At 65.8% G+C, this 22335-nt stretch carries 16 protein-coding genes and 1 tRNA gene; 12 read left to right on the top strand and 5 right to left on the bottom strand.

Features of this window, described 5'->3' with window-relative positions:
• Positions 1 to 622: 622 nt before the first annotated feature.
• Positions 623 to 1096: a hypothetical protein gene (locus LQG66_RS05820; RefSeq protein ID WP_231324359.1), complete on the top strand. Its 474-nt coding sequence runs from the start codon at positions 623 to 625 to the stop codon at positions 1094 to 1096.
• A gap of 94 nt (positions 1097 to 1190) precedes the next feature.
• On the top strand, positions 1191 to 1463 hold the full coding sequence (locus LQG66_RS05815; RefSeq protein ID WP_231324358.1) for a hypothetical protein: 273 nt from the start codon (positions 1191 to 1193) through the stop codon (positions 1461 to 1463).
• 54 nt (positions 1464 to 1517) lie between these two features.
• On the opposite strand, the gene LQG66_RS05810 is transcribed toward LQG66_RS05815, so the two are convergent.
• Positions 1518 to 1679 carry a hypothetical protein gene (locus LQG66_RS05810; protein ID WP_231324357.1) on the bottom strand — a complete coding sequence of 54 codons (162 nt, stop codon included), beginning with the start codon at positions 1677 to 1679 and terminating at the stop codon, positions 1518 to 1520.
• 389 nt (positions 1680 to 2068) lie between these two features.
• Between LQG66_RS05810 and LQG66_RS05805 the strand changes: the two genes are divergently transcribed.
• A complete protein-coding gene (locus tag LQG66_RS05805) occupies positions 2069 to 2263 on the top strand; it encodes a hypothetical protein (RefSeq protein WP_231324356.1) in 195 nt (64 codons plus the stop codon).
• Positions 2264 to 2337: 74 nt separating this feature from the next.
• Here LQG66_RS05805 and LQG66_RS05800 read toward each other — a convergent pair whose 3' ends face one another.
• Both LQG66_RS05800 and LQG66_RS05795 read right to left on the bottom strand, forming a co-directional pair.
• Positions 2338 to 3045 (bottom strand): FkbM family methyltransferase, encoded by a 708-nt coding sequence (locus LQG66_RS05800; RefSeq protein ID WP_231327703.1) that lies wholly within the window; start codon positions 3043 to 3045, stop codon positions 2338 to 2340.
• Positions 3046 to 3217: 172 nt separating this feature from the next.
• Positions 3218 to 3294, bottom strand: a tRNA-Arg gene (locus LQG66_RS05795).
• Positions 3295 to 3739: 445 nt separating this feature from the next.
• Between LQG66_RS05795 and LQG66_RS05790 the strand changes: the two genes are divergently transcribed.
• The 6 genes from LQG66_RS05790 (at position 3740) to LQG66_RS05765 (ending at position 14988) form a co-directional block, all read left to right on the top strand.
• A complete protein-coding gene (locus LQG66_RS05790; RefSeq protein ID WP_231324355.1) occupies positions 3740 to 8968 on the top strand; it encodes an alpha-2-macroglobulin family protein in 5229 nt (1742 codons plus the stop codon).
• 218 nt (positions 8969 to 9186) lie between these two features.
• The gene (pbpC, locus tag LQG66_RS05785) at positions 9187 to 11232 is read left to right on the top strand and encodes a penicillin-binding protein 1C (protein ID WP_425601291.1); all 2046 of its coding nucleotides are present in this window, start codon (positions 9187 to 9189) and stop codon (positions 11230 to 11232) included.
• A gap of 51 nt (positions 11233 to 11283) precedes the next feature.
• Complete coding sequence (locus tag LQG66_RS05780; RefSeq protein ID WP_231324353.1) at positions 11284 to 13026, top strand: ArnT family glycosyltransferase; 1743 nt, start codon at positions 11284 to 11286, stop codon at positions 13024 to 13026.
• Entirely contained in the window at positions 13027 to 13818 is a 792-nt protein-coding gene (locus LQG66_RS05775; RefSeq protein WP_231324352.1) for a phosphatase PAP2 family protein, read from the top strand.
• 94 nt (positions 13819 to 13912) lie between these two features.
• Positions 13913 to 14650 carry a glycosyltransferase family 2 protein gene (locus tag LQG66_RS05770; RefSeq protein WP_231324351.1) on the top strand — a complete coding sequence of 246 codons (738 nt, stop codon included), beginning with the start codon at positions 13913 to 13915 and terminating at the stop codon, positions 14648 to 14650.
• On the top strand, positions 14650 to 14988 hold the full coding sequence (locus tag LQG66_RS05765) for a lipid-A-disaccharide synthase N-terminal domain-containing protein (RefSeq protein WP_231324350.1): 339 nt from the start codon (positions 14650 to 14652) through the stop codon (positions 14986 to 14988). Before LQG66_RS05770 ends, LQG66_RS05765 begins: the two co-directional genes overlap by 1 nt.
• Positions 14989 to 15230: 242 nt before the next feature.
• Here LQG66_RS05765 and LQG66_RS05760 read toward each other — a convergent pair whose 3' ends face one another.
• Positions 15231 to 16919: a Na/Pi cotransporter family protein gene (locus tag LQG66_RS05760; protein ID WP_231324349.1), complete on the bottom strand. Its 1689-nt coding sequence runs from the start codon at positions 16917 to 16919 to the stop codon at positions 15231 to 15233.
• Positions 16920 to 17042: 123 nt separating this feature from the next.
• Positions 17043 to 18236, bottom strand: coding sequence for a cystathionine beta-lyase (metC, locus tag LQG66_RS05755; RefSeq protein WP_231324348.1), 1194 nt, complete (start codon positions 18234 to 18236; stop codon positions 17043 to 17045).
• Positions 18237 to 18549: 313 nt separating this feature from the next.
• Between metC and LQG66_RS05750 the strand changes: the two genes are divergently transcribed.
• Genes LQG66_RS05750 through LQG66_RS05740 form a run of 3 tightly spaced genes read left to right on the top strand, consistent with a single transcriptional unit; the run spans position 18550 to position 22333 of the window.
• A complete protein-coding gene (locus LQG66_RS05750; RefSeq protein ID WP_231324346.1) occupies positions 18550 to 19566 on the top strand; it encodes an amino acid ABC transporter substrate-binding protein in 1017 nt (338 codons plus the stop codon).
• Positions 19567 to 19593: 27 nt separating this feature from the next.
• On the top strand, positions 19594 to 20799 hold the full coding sequence (locus tag LQG66_RS05745) for an amino acid ABC transporter permease (RefSeq protein ID WP_231324344.1): 1206 nt from the start codon (positions 19594 to 19596) through the stop codon (positions 20797 to 20799).
• A 13-nt stretch (positions 20800 to 20812) separates the two neighbouring features.
• A complete protein-coding gene (locus LQG66_RS05740) occupies positions 20813 to 22333 on the top strand; it encodes an amino acid ABC transporter permease (RefSeq protein WP_231324341.1) in 1521 nt (506 codons plus the stop codon).
• Positions 22334 to 22335 lie beyond the last annotated feature (2 nt).

Below are 22335 nucleotides of genomic sequence, written 5' to 3'. Positions count from 1 at the left end.
GAAACACGAATTCTGTAAAAACGAAACAGGAATATTTTTGCGCGCAGGACTGGACAGGCCAAATCACGTTGAGCGCATTCGCGAAATCAGTTTTCGCGCGCAGACCGTTTTGGTCGGCCGGCGCGGCTCGCGAAGCGAACGAAGCGGCGACGTCGCAGGGGGATTTGGTCGACGGGCATTTTTCGGTCGCGGGTCGCTTTGCGCTTCGTACGCCGCAGCGCGCGCCGCCGTCTCTGGAGGTGCGTGGGCTTCAACGATTGCCGCGCCCTTGCAGCTCAATGCCTCGGACAAGCCGGGGAGCAACTTCAGGAATCGAAATCAGTCCCGCGCTTGCGCTGAACCTCGCGTCGGGGCCGGCCGAGCAGGGCCGCTACGTCAGCGCTGGAGCGGGAGCGCGCCGGTGGCGGCTGACCACGACCGCGTCAGGCTTGGCAGGACCTGGTTGGGCAGGACCGGGGTTGGGTAGGACTGGCGTGCCGCCCGGACGCGGAAATGCTGTCGGCCGTGAACCTTGCGGCGATGATGCGCGTTCTCTTCGGCTGATGTCCGGGGGGACTGCCTTCGCACGGCCGTGAAGGCCGGTTAGCCTCGCATCTTTCCCAAGCCGTTCGGGACGACAGACATGAACTCGATCATCAAGGCTGTGGCGCTGATCGCCGGCGTGAACTGCTGGAGCGCTGCCGCGCAGGCTGAGCCGGCGCGCTGGACCACCTACAGGATCCCGGAGACCGGAACCTCGGTCGACATTCCCGCCTCGATCTTCAGCGAGACGGCGGGGCGCCCCGACGGCTACGGCCGACGCTTCGAGGGCGCCGACGGGCGCGCCAATCTGACCGTGCAATCGACGCGCAACGACGCGGGTGACTCTCCGGCACGGTTCCTCGCCAAGAAGAACCCGCCGCCGAACATCCAATACAAGCGCGTCACGTCGCGCTTCTTCGCCGTGTCGAGCTACAGGGGCGACTATGTCTGGTACAACCGCTGCAACTTCGCCGGCGGCTACGTGCACTGCGTGCTGATCAACTATCCCAAGGCCTGGGAGCGCGACTGGGACGGCATCGTGACCCGCATCAGCCTGTCGTTGAACCGGAGCTGAGCGGGGAGCCGACATGCTCTGCGGCTTGGTGCCCGGCTCCTGCAGCCGATCGACCGCCACCGGTCCGTTTGATCCACCTCAATGATACCGTCGGGTGCCGTTGCATAAGCTGTGGTTTCAGTTCAGCCGCTGCTTGCAACCGGGCTTGTCGTTCATGGCCGCCGCGCAGTTCACCGTCAGGGCCGAGAGCGCCAGCGCGATGGCCACCATCAGGTGTAGCAGCGCGCAGGACGCGCTGCTCACGGCCAACACCTACCTGCGCCTCGGGGCCGCCTGCGTCAGCATCGAGACGCCGGGCGGCCAGAGCATGAGCCCAGACCGGTTCGACGCCCTGATCAACGAGACAAGGGGACACAGCGGCCTGTGACGCCCGGTGCCCCGCGCCCGGCCGGCAATGACAGCGTGGTCAGGACGCCACGGGTCAGGACGAGGATGCTTCGATGGCGTCGTCGCGCCGTGCCTGATGCCGGGACGCGTCCTCGATGTAAGGTCCGTAAAGCACGTCCTGCCGCCGCTGATAGATGGTGACGAGGGCGACGGCGGCAATGAAACAGATTGCGGTCAAAACAGCCAATTCGAACATGTCAAAGCTCCATCGCCACGACGTGGCGCATGAAGGCGCGGGCGTCAAACGCAAGCGGCAGTTAAGCTGAACAGGAAAGCTTAACGCGGGGCCGGGCACTGCGCCAGCGCGGCTATCACTGCGCGGCGGTCCGGTGATCCTGATCGAGCTCCGGAAACATCGCCTGGTAGCTCAGGCAATAGGACTCGAAGATGAAGCTCAGCAGCGCGGACATCGGTAACTCCCACCGGTCGGTTTGATGGTCGGACCGTGCCGGAGGACTGTTTCAGGACGTCTTCGTGTGGCATGGGAAATGGTTTCACGCGGTGCGCGGCAGGTTTCACCCGGCGAACGCGGGTGTCTGCGGGACGACCGGTAATCGCGGCATCCAAGGCCGATGGAGGGGGGGGGTGATCCGGAGGCCGTCGTCGAAGCAGATCGAGGCTGCCGCGCGCGTCCTGTTCGAGGCGGGGCGGCATCATCATTGGTGGGCGCCATATCGAAGGACGTATGACGAGATGGCGGCGACCGATCCGATCGGCAAAGAGGAGTTCGACGGTCTCGTCGAGCAGATGTTGTTGGCGGCTGCGGCGACGGGAGATTAGGAGTTCATTAGAATGCAGCCCAGCTCTCCGTTGGTCTCGGGCGGGGCGCCGTGCCGGATCAAGACCTTCAGCTGTCAGGACGTTCGCGCGTCCATGCTCCGGAAAATGAAGTTGTTGCAGTAGTCCTTCCGCTTCCAGAACCATTCGCCGTCGGCTCGCTGGTGAACGTCCGGATCGAATGCGGACAGCGGAAGCAGCTTGCCGCGGCTCAGGAACTCGCCCTGATAGCCAAGACCGAGCAGGAGTGAAAAGGTCTCTTTGACCCGGTCGAGCGTCGCGAGGCGGCGATCGCATTCGACGATGATCAGAGGCCGGCATCGGCGCAAGGTGCGCTCGGCACCGCGCAGCACGTCCAGCTCCGCGCCCTCGACATCGATCTTGATCGCGGAGACGGTCCCGGTCTCCGGGAGATAGTCGTCCAAGCAGATGGTCTGCACCTCGATCGCCTTGGAATTTTCGGCGGGTTCGAGAAGCGAGGCGCCTGGCTGATGACCCTCGGGAACGAACAGCGTCTTCGTGCTGGACGACGAATAGACCGCCCGTGGCTCGACCACCACGTTATCCAGGGAGAACCGGCGGCAGAGCCGCGTCAGGCCTTCGGCCAGATCCGGCTGCGGCTCGAACGCGATGACGCGCCCCGGCGCAGACCATCGCGCCAGCCAATAGAGAAAGCTGCCCTTGTTGGCGCCGACGTCGCAGACGATGTCGCCGCGCCGGATATGCCGCCGTAACTCAGAAAGCTCGGTCTTGTGATCGCGGAATCTGGACCGCAGGATCCTCACCAAGAACCGAGACGCCTCACGCTTCGCCAATCCAGCCCCCCAACGGCACCATGACCCCTCGCCCGGCAGACGAAGGCGAGCAGCCTTGGGCGGCAACAGCCTGTCGTTTACGGTAACGAATGGACATGAACAAGCGGCGCGGCGGCAAGATGACAAACCGGGCGGTGACGACTGGCGATCCCAGCAGGACTCGAACCTGCAACCCGCGGAGTAGAAATCCGCTACTCTATCCAGTTGAGCTATGGGACCGTGGTCGCGCGAGAAACGTCACGGGTATGAACGTTACGGGATGACCGCCCCGGGCGAAGCCGGTCGGCGGCCATCCTTACCACGGGTCATATGAAAAATCTTCCGTTTCGCCAAGAGCGGCCGAACCGGATGTGGATCCGGCGCGACCAAGCGGAGGCGGAGGAGGGCTGATGGCCTCCTTCGCGCGTCGGCGGCGCCGGATGAACGGTTGCCGCGGCCTTTGCCGGTATGCCATGTCCTGTGAATTGCCGTTGATGAACAGATTTTCCGGCTGCGCGCACCTGCCGATGGCAGCCCCGGTGACCGGCCGTCATCCGGCCTCATGCAACCTCTGCCATCAGTCCGTCACCATTTCGCGTCCATTCTCGCCACGAATCGGCCAAACACGGGCATCGTTCCCGGTGTCCCGAGGGGCCGTTCAAAGAACCGTCCAAGGAGCCCTCGCATGATCGGTCTGGTTCGCGCCGCCACCATCTGCGCCATCATGGCGCTCGGCCTCGTCTCCTCCGCCGGTTCGGCGCATGCCGCCGACAAGGCGTTCAAGCGCGACGACCTGGCTGACGCCGCGATCAAGCTGGAGGCACAGATCAAGACCGAAGCGGGAGCGGTCAACAAGCCGCTCGCGACCTTGCGCACCGATGCCGATGCGGCGCTCCGTCGCAACGACATGCGCACCGGCCTGCAGATCCTGGGGCAGATCGCGACCGCGGCGCCCGATGATTCCGGCAACTGGCTGCGGCTGGCGCGCACCGTGCTCACCCAGATCAGGCCGTTCAATGCCTCGGAGCAGACCTTCCTGCTGGAGCGGGCCTCGACCGCGGCCTACATCGCCTACCAGCGCGCCGGCAATGCCGGCGAGGAGGCCGAAGCGCTGGCCCTGCTGGGCAAGACCATGGCCGAGCGCAAGCTGTGGCGCCCGGCGCTCGATACGCTCAGGATGTCGCTCGACCTGCGCGAGGTCGCCGACGTCCGTGGGCAATATGAACGGATGCGCGACGAGCATGGCTTCAAGCTGCTCGACTACACCGTCGATTCCGACTCCGCGAGCCCGCGCGCCTGCTTCCAGTTCTCCGAGGATCTCGCCAAGCGTACCGACTTCGCGCCGTTCGTGGCGCAGGCCGGCACCGACAAGCCGGCGCTGACGTCGGAGGACAAGCAGCTCTGCGTCGAGGGCCTCAAGCACGGCGAGCGCTACAACATCAATTTGCGCGCCGGCCTGCCGTCAGGGGTCAAGGAGACGCTGCCGAAATCGGCCGAGTTCAACATCTATGTCCGCGACCGCAAGCCGTTCGTGCGCTTCACCGGCAAGGCCTATGTGCTGCCGCGCACCGGGCAGAAGGGCATTCCGCTGGTCAGCGTCAATACGCCCGCGGTCAACATCAATGTGTTCCGGATCGGCGACCGCAACCTGATCAACACGGTCATCGAGAGCGACTTCCAGCGGCCGCTGTCGAGCTACCAGCTCAGCGATCTCGGCAACGAGCGCGGCATGAAGGTCTGGACCGGCGAGCTGTCGACCGCGATGACCCTGAACCAGGACGTCACCACCGCATTCCCGGTCGACCAGGCGCTCAGCGACATGCAGCCCGGCGTCTACGTGATGACGGCGGCGCCCAAGGGACCGACCAGCGGCAGCGACGAGGACAGCGGCCAGCTCGCCACGCAATGGTTCATCGTCTCCGATCTCGGCGTCGCTGCGTTCTCCGGCAATGACGGCATCCATGTGTTCGTCAATTCGCTCGCGTCCACCGATCCGGTGGCGCGCGCCGAGGTCCGGCTGGTGGCGCGCAACAACGAGATCCTGGCGACACGCAAGACCGACGAGGCCGGGCACGCGCTGTTCGAGACGGGGCTCGCGCGCGGCGAGGGCGGCTTGTCGCCGGCCATGCTGACGGTGTCCGGCGAGAAGACCGACTACGCCTTCCTCAGCCTGAAGACGACGGCGTTCGACCTGTCGGACCGCGGCGTCGCCGGCCGCGAGGCGCCGGCCGGGCCGGACGCTTTCGTCTATTCGGAGCGCGGCGTCTACCGCTCGAGCGAGACAGTCTATCTCACCGCGCTGCTGCGCGACGGCAAGGGCAACGCCATGACCGGCACGCCGCTGACGCTCGTCGTCGAGCGCCCCGACGGAGTCGAGTTCCGCCGTGCCGTGCTGCCGGACCAGGGCGGCGGCGGGCGTTCGTTGAGCGTGGCGCTGAATTCGGCGGTCCCGACCGGGACCTACCGCGTGCGCGCCTTCACCGACCCGAAGGGGGCGGCGGTCGGCGAGACCACCTTCATGGTCGAGGACTACGTTCCCGAGCGGCTGGAATTCGACCTGAGTTCCAAGGACAAGCAGATCAAAGCTGAGACTCCAGTGGAGGTGAAGGTCGACGGCCATTTCCTCTATGGCGCGCCGGCCTCCGGCCTGCAGCTCGAAGGCGACCTGCTGGTCACCACGGCGTCCGAGCGGCCGGGCTTCCCGGGCTATCAGTTCGGCGTCGCCGACGCCGAGAGCGCCTCCAACGAGCGCACCCCGATCGAGGGCATGCCCGAGACCGACGACAAGGGCGCCGCGACCTTCCCCGTGAGTCTCGCCAAGCCGCCATCCTCGACCCGCCCGCAGGAGGCGCAGATCTTCGTGCGCCTGGCCGAGACCGGCGGCCGTGCCGTCGAGCGCAAGCTGGTGCTCCCCGTGGCGCCCAGCGTGGCGCAGATCGGCATCAAGCCGTCGTTCTCCGGCAGAAGCGTCGGCGAGGGCGACAAGGCCGAGTTCGACATCGTGTTCGTCTCGCCGGAAGGCAAGACGCTAGCGCGCAATGGGCTGCGCTATGAACTCCTCAAGATCGAGTCGCGCTATCAGTGGTACCGGCAGAATTCCTATTGGGAATATGAGCCGGTGAAGTCGACACGCCGCGTCGGTGATGGCGACGTCACGATCGCGGCCAGCAAGCCGGCGCGGCTGAGCTTCCAGCCGGAAGCCGGGCGCTACCGGCTCGACGTGAAGTCGGCGGATGCCGACGGTCCGGTGACGTCGTTGCAGTTCGATGTCGGCTGGTACACCGACGGTAGCGCCGATACGCCGGACCTCTTGGAGACATCGCTCGACAAGCCGCAATATCAGTCGGGCGACACCATGGTGGTGACGGTCAATGCGCGCACCGCCGGCAAGCTCACCGTCAACGTGCTCGGCGACCGGCTGCTGACGACGCAGACCACGGAGGTCAAGGAAGGCACCAACCAGGTCAGGCTGGCGGTCGGCAAGGACTGGGGCACCGGCGCCTATGTCGTCACCACCTTGCGCCGTCCGCTCGATGCCGCCGCGCAGCGCATGCCCGGCCGCGCGCTCGGCGTCGCCTGGTTCGGCATCGACAAGTCCGCTCGCACGCTTAATGTCGCGCTGACGCCACCGGCGCTGGTGCGTCCGGGCTCGGCACTGAAGATCCCGGTCAAGATCGGCGGACTCAATCCCGGCGAAGACGCCAAGATCGTGATCGCGGCGGTGGATGTCGGCATTCTCAATCTCACCAACTACAAGCCGCCGGCGCCGGACGACTATTATCTCGGCCAGCGCCAGCTCTCCGCGGAGATCCGCGATCTCTACGGCCAGCTGATCGACGGCATGCAGGGCTCGCGCGGCCAGATCCGCTCCGGCGGCGATAGCGGCGGCGCCGAGCTGCAGGGCTCGCCGCCGACCCAGAAGCCGCTCGCGCTGTATTCCGGCATCGTCACCGTCGGTCCGGACGGCACGGCGGAGGTCGCGTTCGACATTCCGGAGTTTGCAGGGACAGCGCGGGTGATGGCGGTGGCGTGGAGCGCCACCAAGCTCGGCCGCGCCAATATCGACGTCACCGTGCGCGATCCGGTGGTGCTGACGGCGACCCTGCCGCGCTTCCTGCTATCAGGCGATCGCGGCACGCTGTCGTTCGACGTCGACAACGTCGAGGGCGCGCCCGGCGACTATGTCGTCAGCGTCAAGGCCAGCGACCCGGTCAAGGTGTCCGGCAATGCGTCCGTGACGATGAAGCTCGCAGCCAAGCAGCGGGCGTCGTCGACCCTGCCGCTGGAGGCGAGCGGCACCGGCACGGCGCAGCTCGATGTCGACATCAAGGGCCCGAACGGAGTGACGCTGGCGCGGCACTATCAGCTCGACGTCAAGCCGGCCACGCAAGTGCTGGCGCGGCGCTCGATCCGGACGCTGGCGAAGGGCGAAAGCCTGACGCTGACGTCGGACATGTTCTCCGATCTCGTGGCCGGCACCGGCACGGTGTCGCTGTCGGCGGGGCTGTCGACCGCGCTCGATGCGGCGACCATCCTGAAGGCGCTCGACCGCTATCCCTATGGCTGCTCGGAGCAGATCACGAGCCGCGCCATGCCGTTGCTCTACGTCAACGAACTCGCGGCCGGCGCGCATCTGGCGATGGATACCGAGGTCGACCAGCGCATCCGCGACTCCATCGACCGGTTGCTGGCGCGGCAGGGCTCGAACGGCTCGTTCGGGCTGTGGTCGGCCGGCGGCGAGGATCCCTGGCTCGATGCCTATGTCACGGACTTCCTGACCCGCGCCCGCGAGAAGGGCTTTGCGGTGCCGGACGTGCTGTTCAAGAGTGCACTCGACCGCGTCAGGAACTCGGTGGTCAATGCCGCCGAGCCGGAGAAGACCGGCGGCCGCGATCTCGCCTACGGCCTCTACGTGCTGGCGCGTAATGGCGCGGCGCCGATCGGCGATCTGCGCTATCTCGCCGACACCAAGCTCGGCAACCTCGCCACGCCGATCGCCAAGGCGCAGCTCGCCGCGGCGCTGGCGCTGGTCGGCGACCGCGCCCGCGCCGAACGGGTCTATGCGGCGGCGGCCGACAGCCTCGCGCCAAAACCGGTGCTGGTGTTCGGCCGCACCGACTACGGCTCCGACCTGCGTGACGCGGCGGCGTTGGTGTCGCTGGCGGGCGAGGGCAACGCGCCGCGGGCGACCTTGACGCAGGCGGTGGCGCGCGTCGAGGCCGCACGCGGGCTGACGCCGTATACATCCACGCAGGAGAATGCGTGGATGGTGCTGGCGGCGCGCGCGCTCGCCAAGGAGACCTTGACGATCGACGTCAACGGCCAATCCGTGAAGACCGCGCTGTACCGCAGCTACAAGGCTGCGGAGCTTTCGGGCCAGCCGCTCAAGATCACCAACACCGGCGATGCCCCGGTGCAGGCGGTGGTCTCGGTGTCCGGCTCGCCGCTGACGCCGGAGCCGGCGGCGTCCAACGGCTTCAAGATCGAGCGCAGCTACTACACGCTCGACGGCAAGCCGGCCGACATCAAGACTGCGAAGCAGAACGACCGTTTCGCCGTGGTGCTGAAGGTCACCGAGGCCAAGCCGGAGTACGGCCACATCATGGTGTCGGACTATCTGCCTGCGGGGCTCGAGATCGACAATCCGCATCTGGTGTCATCGGGCGACAGCGGCACCTTGGACTGGATCGAGGACGGCCAGGAGCCGGTCAATACCGAATTCCGCGATGACCGCTTCACGGCCGCACTAGACCGTGCCGCGGATTCCAAGGCGGTGTTCACGGTCGCCTATGTCGTGCGCGCGGTGTCGCCCGGCAAATACGTGCTGCCGCAGGCCTATGTCGAGGACATGTATAATCCCTCGCGCTACGGCCGCACCGGCACCGGCTCGGTGGAGGTCCGCGCGGCGAAATGAGCGAGGGTGAGACGAGCGGTAATGGACGCATGACGGAGTCACAAACTCCGTCGTCATGGCCGGGCTTGACCCGCCTGCGCGGCCGAAGCCGCTTCGGCGCGGCGAAGGCCCGGCCATCCACGGCCGCACGCGAGGACGACGTGGATGCCCGGGACAAGCCCGGGCATGACGAGAGGAGAGGGCGCGTCGCAAAACGTGTAGCTGCGATTGCGCTCCTTATGATCGTCTTCCTGGCGACCGCCCTCACCGCCTGGACCATCTCGCTCGGCCCGTTGCCGCTGCAACAGGCCAAGGCGGTCTCGACCACGGTGGTCGACCGCCACGGCAAGCTGTTGCGCGCCTATGCGATGGCCGACGGGCGCTGGCGGCTGCCGGTCCATGCGAACAAGGACGTCGATCCGACCTATCTGAAGCTGCTGCTGGCCTATGAGGACCAGCGCTTTTACGACCATCACGGCGTCGATCCGCGCGCGCTGGCGCGGGCCGCCGTCCAGCTCGGCGCGCACGGCCACATCGTGTCGGGCGGCTCGACCATCACGATGCAGCTGGCGCGCCTGCTCGAGCCGCGAGCCCAGCGCTCGCTGCAGGCCAAGCTGCGCCAGATCGTACGCGCGATCGAGCTCGAGCGTCGCATGAGCAAGGACGAGATCCTCGATCTGTATCTCACGCTCGCGCCCTACGGCGGCAATCTCGAAGGCATCCGCTCAGCCTCGATCGCCTATTTCGGCAAGGAGCCGAAACGGCTGTCGCTGGCCGAGGCCGCGTTGCTGGTGGCGCTGCCGCAATCGCCTGAAACGCGCCGGCTCGACCGCCACCCCGAAGCCGCGCGCCGGGGCCGCGACCGTGTGCTCGATCGCATGGTGTCGGAGAACGTGATCTCGGCCGATGACGCCGCGCAGGCCAAAGCCCAAGCCGTGCCGGCGCTGCGCAAGCCGATGCCGATCCTGGCGCCGCATGCCGCCGACCAGGCCACCTCGCTGGTGAAAGATCAGCCGGTCATCCAGCTCACGCTCGACGCCACCCTGCAGAAAGTACTGGAGCCGCTGGCGCGCGATCGTGCCATCGCGTTGGGTCCGAACATCTCGGTCGGCATCATCGTCGTCGACAATGACAGCGGCGACGTGCTCGCCCATGTCGGCTCGGCGGATTATTTCGACGAGAGGCGGGCCGGGCAGGTCGACATGACCCGCGCCGTGCGCTCGCCGGGCTCGACGCTGAAGCCGTTCATCTATGGCCTCGCCTTCGAGGATGGCTTCGTGCATCCGGAGAGCCTGATCGAGGACCGCCCGGTGCGATTCGGCTCCTACGCGCCGGAGAATTTCGACATGACGTTCCAGGGCACGGTGCCGGTGCGCAAGGCGCTGCAGTTGTCGCTGAACGTGCCGGCGATCGTGCTGCTGGATCGCGTCGGCGCCAGCCGGCTGTCGTCGCGGCTGAAGCAGGCCGGCGCCAATCTGGTGCTGCCGAAGGACGAGGCGCCGGGTCTCGCCATGGGGCTCGGCGGCGTCGGCGTGACCTTACAGGACCTCGCGCAGCTCTATGCCGGCTTTCCGCGGCTCGGCACCACGAGGCGCTTGCGTGAGATCATGGCCGGTGACGGCGCGCAGGAAGAAGCACGCGAGCCGATGCGGCTGATGGATTCCGCGGCCGCCTGGCAGGTCGGCAACGTGCTGCTGGGCACGCCGCCGCCCGAAAACGCGGCGCGCAACCGGATCGCGTTCAAGACCGGCACCAGCTACGGCTATCGCGACGCCTGGTCGGTCGGCTTCGACGGCCGGGTGACGATCGGCGTCTGGGTCGGCCGCCCCGACGGCGCACCCGTGCCGGGCCTGATTGGGCGTGTCGCGGCCGCGCCGATCCTGTTCGACGCATTCGCCCGCGGCGGCAAGCTGCCGGCGGCGCTGCCGAAGCCGCCCAAAGGGGCGCTGGTCGCCAGCAATTCAAAGTTGCCGTTGCCGTTGCGCCGGTTCCGTCCACTCGGTGAGTTGGTGCGGACGGGCGCGGAGCAGGCGCCGCACATCCAGTTTCCCCTGAACGGGTCTCACATCGACGTCGATCGCGCGGCTGGCCTCGAGGCTGCCGCGATGCCGGTGAAAGTGTCGGGCGGCGTGCTGCCGCTCACCATGCTGGTCAACGGATTGCCTGTCGGCGAGATCGACAGCCGGCGCCAGCGGCTGATCGATCCGCCCGGGCCGGGCTTTGCCCGCCTCACCGTGATCGATGCCACGGGCGCAGCGGACACAGTTGTGGTCAGAATCCAGTGACCGTTCGCTAAGCGGTTGTCGACATGGCGGTTTCAGCGTATTCGGAACCCCATGGTCGAGACCTATGCCCGCCCCCGTTTTGGAGAGCCGCGCGAGCCGAAGAACCTGGTCAATCCGGGCAATCGGCTGGTGCGGATGATCGATGCCGTCACCGTCAGCCACGCCAGGGCCGTCGCATTCCTGCTGGTGTGCGGGCTGCTTTTGTTCCTGCCGGGCTTCTTCACGATTCCCGCCATTGACCGTGACGAGGCGCGCTTCGCCCAGGCCACCAAGCAGATGGTCGAGAGCGGCGATTACGTCGACATCCGCTTCCAGGACGACGTGCGCTACAAGAAGCCGGCCGGCATCTACTGGTTGCAATCGGCTGCGGTCGAGACCGCGTCCGCGCTCGGACTGCCGCGCGCGCAGCTGCGCATCTGGGTCTATCGCATTCCGTCGCTGATCGGCGCGATCGGCGCGGTGCTGCTGACCTATTGGACTGCACTCGCCTTCGTCACGCGGCGCGGCGCGGTATTCGCGGCGCTGCTGATGTGCTGCTCGGTGCTGCTCGGCGCCGAAGCGCGGCTCGCCAAGACCGACGCGATGCTGCTGTTCACGGTCGTAGCGGCGATGGGCGCGCTGGCGCGCGTCTATCTGTCCTGGCAGCGCGGCGAGGATCCGGAACATCCGCCGTGGGGACCGCCGGCGATCTTCTGGACGGCCTTGGCCGTCAGCATCCTGATCAAGGGCCCGCTGATCCTGATGCCTGCGGGGCTCGCGATCATATCCCTCGCGATCATGGACCGCGGTGCGAGCTGGCTGTGGCGCCTGCGCCCCCTGTGGGGCCTGATGTGGATGCTGGTGCTGGTGCTGCCCTGGTTCGTGCTGATTTTCCTCCGCGCCGGCGATGCCTTCTTTGCCGATTCCGTCGGTGGCGACATGCTCGCGAAGATCGGGGCGCAGGAGTCCCACGGCGCGCCGCCGGGTCTCTATCTGCTGTTGTTCTTCGTCACCTTCTGGCCCGGCGCGCCGCTGGCCGTGATGGCCGCCCCGGCCGTGTGGCGCGCGCGCCGCGAGCCGGGCGCGCAGTTCCTGCTGGCGTGGCTGGTGCCGTCCTGGATCGTGTTCGAGGCCGCGCTGACCAAGCTGCCGCACTACGTGCTGCCGCTATATCCGGCGATCGCGATTCTCACGGTTGGCGCGCTGGAACGGCGCGTGCTGTCGCGGTCCTGGCTGCAGCGCGGTGCGGCCTGGTGGTTTGCGATTCCCGCCATCACCTCGGTCGTTGCGGTGATCGGAGCCATCATCGTGACGCACCAGCCGGTGTTCCTGGCCTGGCCGTTCGTGGCGGCGTCGCTGATCTTCGGCCTGTTCGCGTGGTGGCTCTATGACGACAGCCGTGCCGAGCGCTCGCTGCTGAATGCCGCAGTGGCGGCGATGTTTCTTGCCTTCGTGGTCTACGGCGCCGTGCTGCCGGCGCTGACGCCGCTGTTCCCGAGCGCCGAGATTGCGCGCGCGCTGCGCAATGTCGTCTGCGTCGGGCCAAAGGCGGCTGCGGCCGGCTTCCACGAACCGAGTCTCGTCTTCATGGCGGGCACCTCGACCCAGCTCACCGATGGTTCGGGTGCTGCGGATTTCCTCAGCCAGGGAACATGCCGCTTCGCCCTGGTCGAGCAGCGCACCGAACGCGCCTTCGTGCAGCGGGCCGAGGCCATCGGCCTGCGCTACAACGTCGCCAGGCGGATCGACGGCTATAACATCTCGCAGGGCCGTCCGGTCTCGATCGCGATCTACCGTTCGGAGGGCACCGAATAGATGTCGGCCCCGGACAGTTCCTCGTCACCTTCAGGTTACTTCTCCCAGCTCGCACTGGTGGGGAAATTCTCACTTGGCCGGCTGGTGCGCCGGCCGCAGACGGCGCCTGACACCGCGACCTGGCCACGTCAGTCGCGCCAGCTGCTCCTGCTCGGCGCGATCGGTCTATGCACGATCCTGGTGCTGATGTTCGCGGTCGATGCCTACGAGATCGGGCTGATGCCGGCCCGCGGCACGCCGGGCTTGTGGCCCTGGCGCATCGTCACCGACTTCGGCCAGGATCAATACGTGCTGGGTGTCCTGGCCACTGCCGTCATCCTGACGATCCTGATCGCACCGCTGTGGCCGGAAGCCTCGCGCAGTCGCCTGCTCAATTTCGCGACCCACGTTCAGTATTTCTTCTTCGCGGTGCTGACGTCCGTGCTTGCCGCGCAGGTGCTGAAATACATCATCGGACGCGGACGTCCGTTCGTGGGCGGTGAAGCGAACGCCTTCAACTTCGTCCCGTTCAACGGCACGCCGGCCTATTTCAGCATGCCCTCGGCGCATGCGGTGACGGCGTTCGGGCTGGCCTTCGCGGTCGCCGCAGTCTGGCCGCGGCTGCGCGTTCCGATGTATATCTACGCCGTTGCCATCGCCGTCAGCAGGCTCGTGCTGCTGGCGCATCATCCGAGCGATGTGGTCGCGGGAGCCGTGGTGGGATTGGCCTGCGCCATGCTCGTCCGCTATTGGTTCGCAGCACGGCGGCTCGGCTTTCGCATCGGCAAGGACGGCCGAATCGTACCGCGCTAAAGGGGTTGATAGCCGGCCCCAAGCCCCATAAGAAGCCTCCGCCGGAGCACCCCGGGGCGGGAACCGGTCCGATCACGCCCTCACGAGTATCATTTTGTCGACCGAAACCCCCGTTGCCGTGTCCATCGTCGTTCCCGTACGCAACGAGGCCGGCAATATCACGCCCCTGATTGTCGAGATCGCAGCCGCGCTCGATGGTCTCTGGTCGTATGAGATCATCTACGTCAATGACGGCTCGACCGACGACACCGCGGCGCGACTCGCGGAGGAGATGGCGCGGCGGCCGAACCTGCGGGTCCTGCGGCATGAAAGATCGACGGGACAATCGGCGGCGGTCCGAAGCGGCATCCGCGCCGCGCACGGCGCTGTTGTTGCGACCCTCGACGGCGACGGACAGAACAACCCGGCCTTTCTTCCCGACCTCATCGCTGCCCTCGAAAAGGGCGGTGCCCGTGTCGGTCTGGTGGCCGGACAGCGAGTCGGCCGCAAGGACACCGGCTTCAAGAAGCTGCAGTCGCGGTTCGCCAACAGGATCCGCAATGCGGTGCTGCATGATGGGACGCGCGACACCGGCTGCGGCCTCAAGGCGGTTCGCCGCGACGTGTTCCTGATGATGCCGTATTTCGATGGTCTGCACCGCTTTCTGCCGGCGCTGGTGCGGCGTGAGGGATACGACATCGCCTATATCGACGTGATCGACCGTCCCCGCCATTCGGGCGTGTCGAATTACGGATTCTTCGACCGGCTCTGGATCGGGATCATGGATCTCGCCGGTGTGTGGTGGCTGATCCGCCGCAAGAAGCCGACGCCGATCGCGATCGAGGTGAAGTGATGCTGATTCAGTTCGGGCAGGCGCTCAACAACTATCTGTACGACATTTTCATCGCGAAGTTCGATTTCTGGCTCGTGTTCGGCCTCGCCGCGCAGCTCGCCTTCGCGGCCCGCTTCCTGGTGCAATGGATCGCGAGCGAGCGGGCCGGCAAGAGCGTGGTCCCGCTCGCGTTCTGGTTCTTCTCCATCGGTGGCGGGCTGATGACCCTGATCTACGGCCTCGTCAAGCGCGAGCCGGTCATCATCTTCGGCCAGCTCCTGTCGAACATCATCTACGTCCGCAATCTCATGCTGATCTTCAAGAGCCGTCAGCAGGGATCGCAGACGCTGAGCAACTGATCCGACCGCTGGGTCCTCAGACGATCATTCGCGCGTCATAGTCACCGTCATTCCGGGGCAAGGCCGCAGGCCTTGAACCCGGAATCTCGATATTGTCTTGCGTCCATTCTAAACAATGTCGAGATTCCGGGTTCAATCGCCAACGTGCAGCCGCTTCGCGTCTGCGCATTGGCGATTGCCCCGGAATGACGGCGATTTTGATGCAGCAAGAGTAAACAGGCGAGTAGGCTGCGCGTGCTTAGCTAGCGCGGCAGTGGATGTGCCTCAGACGCGGGCAGCGTGGCGATGGCGCTGTCGGCCGTCTCGCGGCGGGGCGCGATCTGGCCCGCTGCATCGAGCACGGGATAGGCGACCGAGCAGATGTGCGAATGGATCCGCCTGAGATCGCGCAGCACGTCGAGATGCAGCGAGGTCGTTTCGAGCGTCTCGGAGCGGCCCTCGCGCAGGCGTTCCAGATGCCGCTCGGTGGCACCGAGCTCGGCATTGCGGAGCTCGGCCTTCTGATCCAGCAGACGGTGAGCCTGCTGGGCGTTGCCTGACATGAAGATGCCGAAGGCGATGCGCAGCGCCTCCATGATCTGGCGGTGGAACGCCTGCAGATCCTCGGCGCCCTCAGTCGAGAACTGGAACCTGCGCTTGATCTTCTTGGTCGCAAGCTCGCTCAGGTTCTTGTCGATGATGTCGCCGATATGCTCGAGGTTGATGGCGAAGGAGATGATCTCCATCGCGCGCTTGCCCTCCCGTTCGTCCAGGCTGCCGCGCGTCAGCTTGGTGATGTAGAGCTTGATGGCCTCGTCGAGCCTGTCGACGATGTTGTCCGCGCGCGAGACCTGGTCGACGAGACCGCGATCATTGGTCATCATCGCGGTCATCACGTTGCGCAACATGGTCTCGACCTGATCGCCCATGCGCAGCGCCTCGCGCGCCGCATCGGCGAGCGCCAGCGATGGGGTTTCCAGCGCGGTCTCGTCGAGGTAGCGCGGCTTGGCCGGATCGATCTCGGCCGGGCGATCCGGGAACAGTCTCGTCAGCAGCTTCTCCATGCCGCCAAGCAGGCCGATGAAGACCAGCGCCGTTCCGATGTTGAAGGCCATGTGGAACTGCGCGGTGAGCTTCGACAGGTCGGGCTGCCACAGTTGCAACTGCGCCGCGAGCGGATGCAGGAATGGCGCGATCAGGGCCACGCCGATGATGCGGTTCAGGAGATTGCCGACCGGCAGCCGGTAGCTCGCCGGATTGTCGCGGCGGGCACCTTCGAACACCGGATTGAGGGCGCTGCCGAGATTGGCGCCGAGCACCAGCGCCATCGCCGCCTCGGCCGAAATGAAATGCGCGTAGGCGAGCGACATCACCAGCAGCACGCTGGCGACGCTGGAGTGCACGATCCATGTCACCGCCGCGCCGAAGATGACGCACAGCGTCACATCGGCCGTGATGGCCTGCATGAACACGCGCATGGCCGGCGCGTCCTCGGCCGGGGCCAAGGTGTCGAGCAGGATGTGCAGTGACAGCAGCATCAGCCCGAGGCCGATCGACACCCGGCCGAGGTCCTTGATCCGTGACCGCGGACCGCTGCGGAACGCCACCAGTCCGAGCACGAACAGGACCGGCGCGACGGCGGCGACATTGAACGACAGCACCTGGACGATCAGCGTGGTGCCGATATTGGCGCCGAGCATGATGGCGAGTGCGGGGACCAGGCTGACCAGGCCTTCCGCAGCGAAGGAGGTGGTGATCAGGGCGGTCGCCGTGCTGCTCTGCAGCAGCGCCGTGAGGCCCAGTCCGGCAACAAGCGCACTGAACCGGTTTCGCAGCGCCCGCGACAGCAGCAGCCGGAGATCCGGGCCAAAGGCGCGCAGGATGCCGCTGTGGACCATGTGAAGGCCCCACAACAGCAACGCCACGCCGCCCATCAGATCGAGCAGAACCATGATTTCCGTTCGTTTCCACTTCCGTTCACAGGAAGGCTACGCCCAAACGGCTTGGGATCAACGACATTCTGTCGGCTCCGCCTGCCTGATCGGGAGGCGTTTTGCCTGCCGCTGCGGACGGGCTCAGGCCGCGTTGAAGGCCGCAAAGCCGCGATCGAGATCGGTCTTGAGATCCTCGACGTTCTCGAGCCCGATGTGCAGGCGCAGGGTGGGGCCGCCCGGTGCCCAGCTGGTGGCGGTGCGGTAGCTCGCGCAGTCGAACGGAATCGCGAGGCTTTCGAAGCCGCCCCAGGAATAGCCCATGCCGAACAGCGTCAGCGCGTCGAGCATCGCATCCACTGCGGCTTGCGGCTTCGGCTGCAGCACGATGCTGAACAGGCCGGAGGCGCCGGTGAAATCGCGCTTCCAGATGGCATGCCCTGGATGGCTTTCCAGCGCCGGATGCAGGACCTGGATGACCTCCGGGCGGGCTGCGAGCCAGCGCGCCATCTCGACGCCGGACCGATGATGCTGGGCCAGGCGCACACCGAGGGTCCGCACGCCGCGCAGAGCCAGGAACACATCGTCCGGACCGGCGCAGACGCCGAGCAGCCGGATGCCTTCGACGATCAGCGGCCAGGCCTTCGCATTGGCCGAAATCGTCCCGAACATGATGTCGGAATGGCCACCGATATATTTGGTGGCGGCCTGCATGCTGATGTCGACGCCCTGATCCAGGGAGCGGTGATAGAGCGGCGTGGCCCACGTGTTGTCGTCGATCACGAGTGCGCCATGGGCATGCGCGACGGCCGCGATCGCCGGGATGTCCGGCATCTCGAAGGACTGCGATCCGGGCGCCTCGACAACCACCGCGCGTGTATTCGGCTTGAGCAGTTGCTCAATTCCTGTGCCGATCAATGGATCAAAATAGGTCGTCTCGACCCCATAGCGCGCCAGCATACCGTTGCAGAAATTGCGGGTCGGACGATAGACGCTGTCGCAGACCAGGAGGTGATCGCCGGCCTTGAGCACCGACAGCAGCGTCGTCGAGATCGCCCCGAGACCCGACGGCGCGATGCCGACACCGGCGCATTGCGGACCTTCGAGCGCCATCAGCGCCTGCTGCAGCGCCTTGGTGGTCGGGGTGCCGTGACGGCCGTACTGGAATTCACCGCGGTGCGCGTGCAGGTCCTCGGCGGTGGGGTACAGAACGGTCGAGCCATGAACGACCGGAGGATTCACGAATCCGTGCTGCGCCTTCGTATCCCTGCCCCCGGTGATCAGCCGTGTCTCGACGTTTTGTCGCACCGCCGCAGCGGGGTCGTTCGATGATGCCATTCGCGTGTCTTTTCTCTTTTCAGGCTGCCAAAGCTCAAATCGGGCAGGACTGCGGTCGTTAATAACAGAATGCAGAACAGGGCCGTCAACCCCTTGACCCGGACAGCCAGTCGTTCTGTGATGCTGGCGCAATTCGATCGCTGCACGTTGAGGGGCTTGTCGCGATTTCCGCTCCATTCTGCATGCACGGCTTTGTTGTGCATGGCGGGCGCCATATTGTTGGTATGGCGTTTGCAATGGCGGATTCAGGTCGGCCCACCCACGCGCGGAGATTTCATCGCTCCCCAAGGAACGACCTCGAAAGGCTGTGCTTATGAAACGCGTCACTCTTGCTCTTACTCTTGCTCTCGCCCCGGTCCTGGCGAGCGTCGGCGCTCAGGCCGAGACGCTCAAGACCGTCAAGGATCGCGGCATGGTCGCCTGCGGCGTCAGCCAGGGCCTTCCTGGCTTCTCGTCGCCTGACGACAAGGGCAATTGGACCGGGCTCGACGTCGACGTCTGCCGCGCCATCGCGGCTGCGATCTTCAACGATCCGACCAAGGTCAAGTTCGTGCCGCTGTCCGCCAAGGATCGCTTCACCGCGCTGCAATCCGGTGAAATCGACGTGCTGTCCCGCAACACGACGTGGACGCTGTCGCGCGATACCTCGCTGGGCGCCAATTTCGCCGGCGTGACCTATTATGACGGCCAGGGCTTCATGGTGAAGAAGGCCCTCAAAGTGAATTCCGCGCTTGAGCTGAACAGCGCTTCGGTCTGCGTGCAGACCGGCACAACGACCGAGCAGAATCTCGCCGACTACTTCAAGGCCAACAAGATGAAGTACGAGGTGATCGCGTTCGCCGGCCAAGACGAGACGATAAAGGCCTACGAATCCGGCCGCTGCGACGTGTTCACCACTGACGTCTCGGGCCTCTACGCCGAGCGGCTGAAGCTCGCCAATCCGGCCGATCACGTGGTGCTGCCCGAGGTGATCTCGAAGGAGCCGCTGGGCCCCATGGTCCGCCACGGCGACGATCAGTGGTTCGACATCGTGAAGTGGACCTTGTTCGGGCTGGTGACGGCCGAGGAGCTCGGCGTGACCCAGGCGAACGTCGACGAGATGGCCAAGTCCGACAAGCCGGAGTTCAAGCGCGCCTTTGGCACCGACGGCAATCTCGGCGAGCAGCTCGGCCTCACCAAGGATTGGTTCTCCCGCATCGTCAAGGCGGTCGGAAATTACGGCGAGATGTATGACCGCAACGTCGGCGCCGGCTCCAAGCTGCAGATCGCGCGCGGTCTGAACCAGCTCTGGAACAAGGGCGGTCTGCAATACGCGCCGCCGATCCGCTGATACCTGCACCATAGCGGGGCTGCGGCGATGAGCATCGAAGCGAGGTTACCGCCTCCGCAATACGCGCTTCGGCTGAAGCGCGTATTGGGGGGGAAGGCAGGATGGAACGGCATCATCCTGCAAATCCTGTTCGTCGCAGCCCTGGCGTGGTTTGGCTACGAGATCGTGGCCAACGTGCGTACCAATCTCGCGGCACAACGCATCACCTCGGGCTTCGGGTTCCTGAACAATACGGCCGGATTCGACGTCAACCAGACCCTCATCAGCTATTCCGGGTCGGACAGCTACACCCGGGTGCTGATCGTCGGCATTCTGAACACGTTGCTGGTCTCCGTGATCGGCATCGTGCTGGCGACGATCCTCGGCCTGATGATCGCCTTGGGGCGTCTGTCTCCCAACGGGCTCCTGTCCAGGGTTGCCGGCACCTATGTCGAGCTCATCCGCAACCTGCCGCTGCTGTTCCAGATCACGTTCTGGTATCTCGCGGTGCTGGCTGCTCTGCCGGGCCCACGGCAGAGCATCTCGGTGGCCTCGACCTTCTATCTCAATAATCGCGGCTTTATCGTTCCGCGTCCGGTCGAAGAGCCCGGCCTGATGCCGTTCCTGATCGCGCTCGGCGTTGCGATCGTAGCTTGCATCGGCCTGCGCTACTATGCGCGGCGCGAACTGTTCGTGCGCGGGCATGCGATGCGGATCTGGCCCTATGTGCTCGGTCTGCTGATCGGGCTGCCGGTGATGTCGATGCTGGTGTTCGGGGCGCCGGTGGTCTTCGAGGTCCCGGTACTGAAGGGCTTCAACTTCGCCGGCGGCTCGCGCATCATTCCCGAATTCGTCGCGCTGACCCTGGCGCTGTCGATGTACACGGCCTCCTTCATTGCCGAGGTCGTGCGCGGCGGCATTCTCTCGGTCCACAAGGGGCAGATGGAGGCGGGCCTCTCGCTCGGCCTCAGCCGCGGTACGGTGCTGCGGCTCATCGTGGTGCCGCAAGCGCTGCGCGTCATCCTGCCGCCTTTGACCAATCAGTATCTGAATCTGACCAAGAACTCATCGCTCGCGGTCGCCATTGGCTATCCTGATCTGGTGTCGGTGTTCGCGGGAACGACGATGAGCCAGACCGGTCAGGCCATCGAGATCATCGGGATTACGATGGGCGTCTATCTGGCGCTGTCGCTGATCACGAGCGCGATCATGAGCTTCTATAGCTGGCGGCTCGGCAAGAGGCTTGGCGCATGAAGAGACTTGGCGCATGACCGACATCACGGCTTCCAACTTCATCCGTCAGGACCTGGCGGGCGAGCGGCCCGCGCCGATCAAGACCACCGGCTTCGTGGGCTTCGTCCGCACCCAGCTCTTGAACTCACCGACCAACGTTCTGCTGACGCTGCTCAGCGCGCTTCTGATCTGGTTCACGGTGATCCCCGCGCTGCAGTTCCTGCTGGTCGACGCGGTCTGGGTCGGCAAGGACCGCGAGGCGTGCCTGGCGCAGAATGCCGGTCATCCGGTCGGGGCGTGCTGGCCCTACATCACCGCGAAGTTCAACCAGCTCATGTACGGCTTCTATCCCGAGGCCGAACGCTGGCGGGTCGACCTGACCTACGTCCTGTCGGTGGTGCTGCTGGTGCCGCTGCTGATCCCGCGGCTGCCAGCCAAGGGGCTGAACGCCGGGATCTTCTTCTTCGCTCTCCCGGTGGTCGCGTTCTTCCTGTTGTACGGCGGCGGCCTGGAGGGCTTCGGCGTGAGCTGGACCGCCAGCGCGCTGTCGGTGTTCACCGACAGCATTGATACCGCCGGCAATGCGCTCGTTCGTGCCGGCGCGAACGTGCCGGTCGTCGGCATGCTGTTCTGGCTGCTCGGCAAGCTCGTCGTGCTGATCGGAACGGTCGCCTCGCTGGTGATCTGGCCGCTGCTTTGGATTCGCGATCAACTGCAGGCGTCGCATCAACCGGTCTGGATCGATCTCGCACTCACCGCAATCGTGGTCACGGGTTTGGTATTTTTTCTCGGCGGCGGGGCGCGGGCGCTGCGGACCGTGGTCGGCACCGCCGCGACCTTCGTCGGCATCGCCATCGTGATTGCGATCATGGGCCTGGATCGGCACGGTCTTGCCATCGTCGACACACGGCTGTGGGGCGGCATGCTCGTGACGCTAGTCGTCTCGGTGATCGGCATCGTCGCGTCAATGCCGATCGGGATCGCCCTGGCGCTCGGCCGTCGCTCGACGATCCCGCTGATCCGCTTCTTCTCGATCGCCTTCATCGAGCTGGTGCGCGGCGTGCCGCTGATCACCGTACTGTTCTTCGCGACCTACATGCTGCCGTTGTTCCTGCCCGGCAACATGCGCATCGACGGCCTGGTGCGGGCACTGGTCGGCGTCGCGCTGTTCTCCGGCGCCTACATGGCGGAGGTGATCCGCGGCGGCCTGCAGGCCATTCCGCGCGGTCAGGGGGAGGCGGCGAGCGCGCTCGGCCTGTCCTGGTGGAAGACCACATCGTTCATCGTGCTGCCGCAGGCGCTGCGCCACGTCATTCCCGGCATCGTTAACAGCTTCATCTCGCTGTTCAAGGATACCTCGCTGGTGTCGATCGTGGCGCTGTTCGACCTGCTCGGCAGCCTGAAGGCATCGTTGGCCGATCCGGTCTGGGCGACGCCGACCACGGCATTCACCGGCTTCGCCTTCACCGGGATGATCTACTTCGCCTTCTGCTTCGGCATGTCACGCTACTCCCTGCTGGTCGAGCGCCGTTTGAACGCGCACCGGCGCAATTGAGC

Source organism: Bradyrhizobium ontarionense (genome assembly GCF_021088345.1).
GTDB lineage: Bacteria > Pseudomonadota > Alphaproteobacteria > Rhizobiales > Xanthobacteraceae > Bradyrhizobium > Bradyrhizobium ontarionense.
This window is presented reverse-complemented; position numbering and strand designations above follow the sequence as displayed.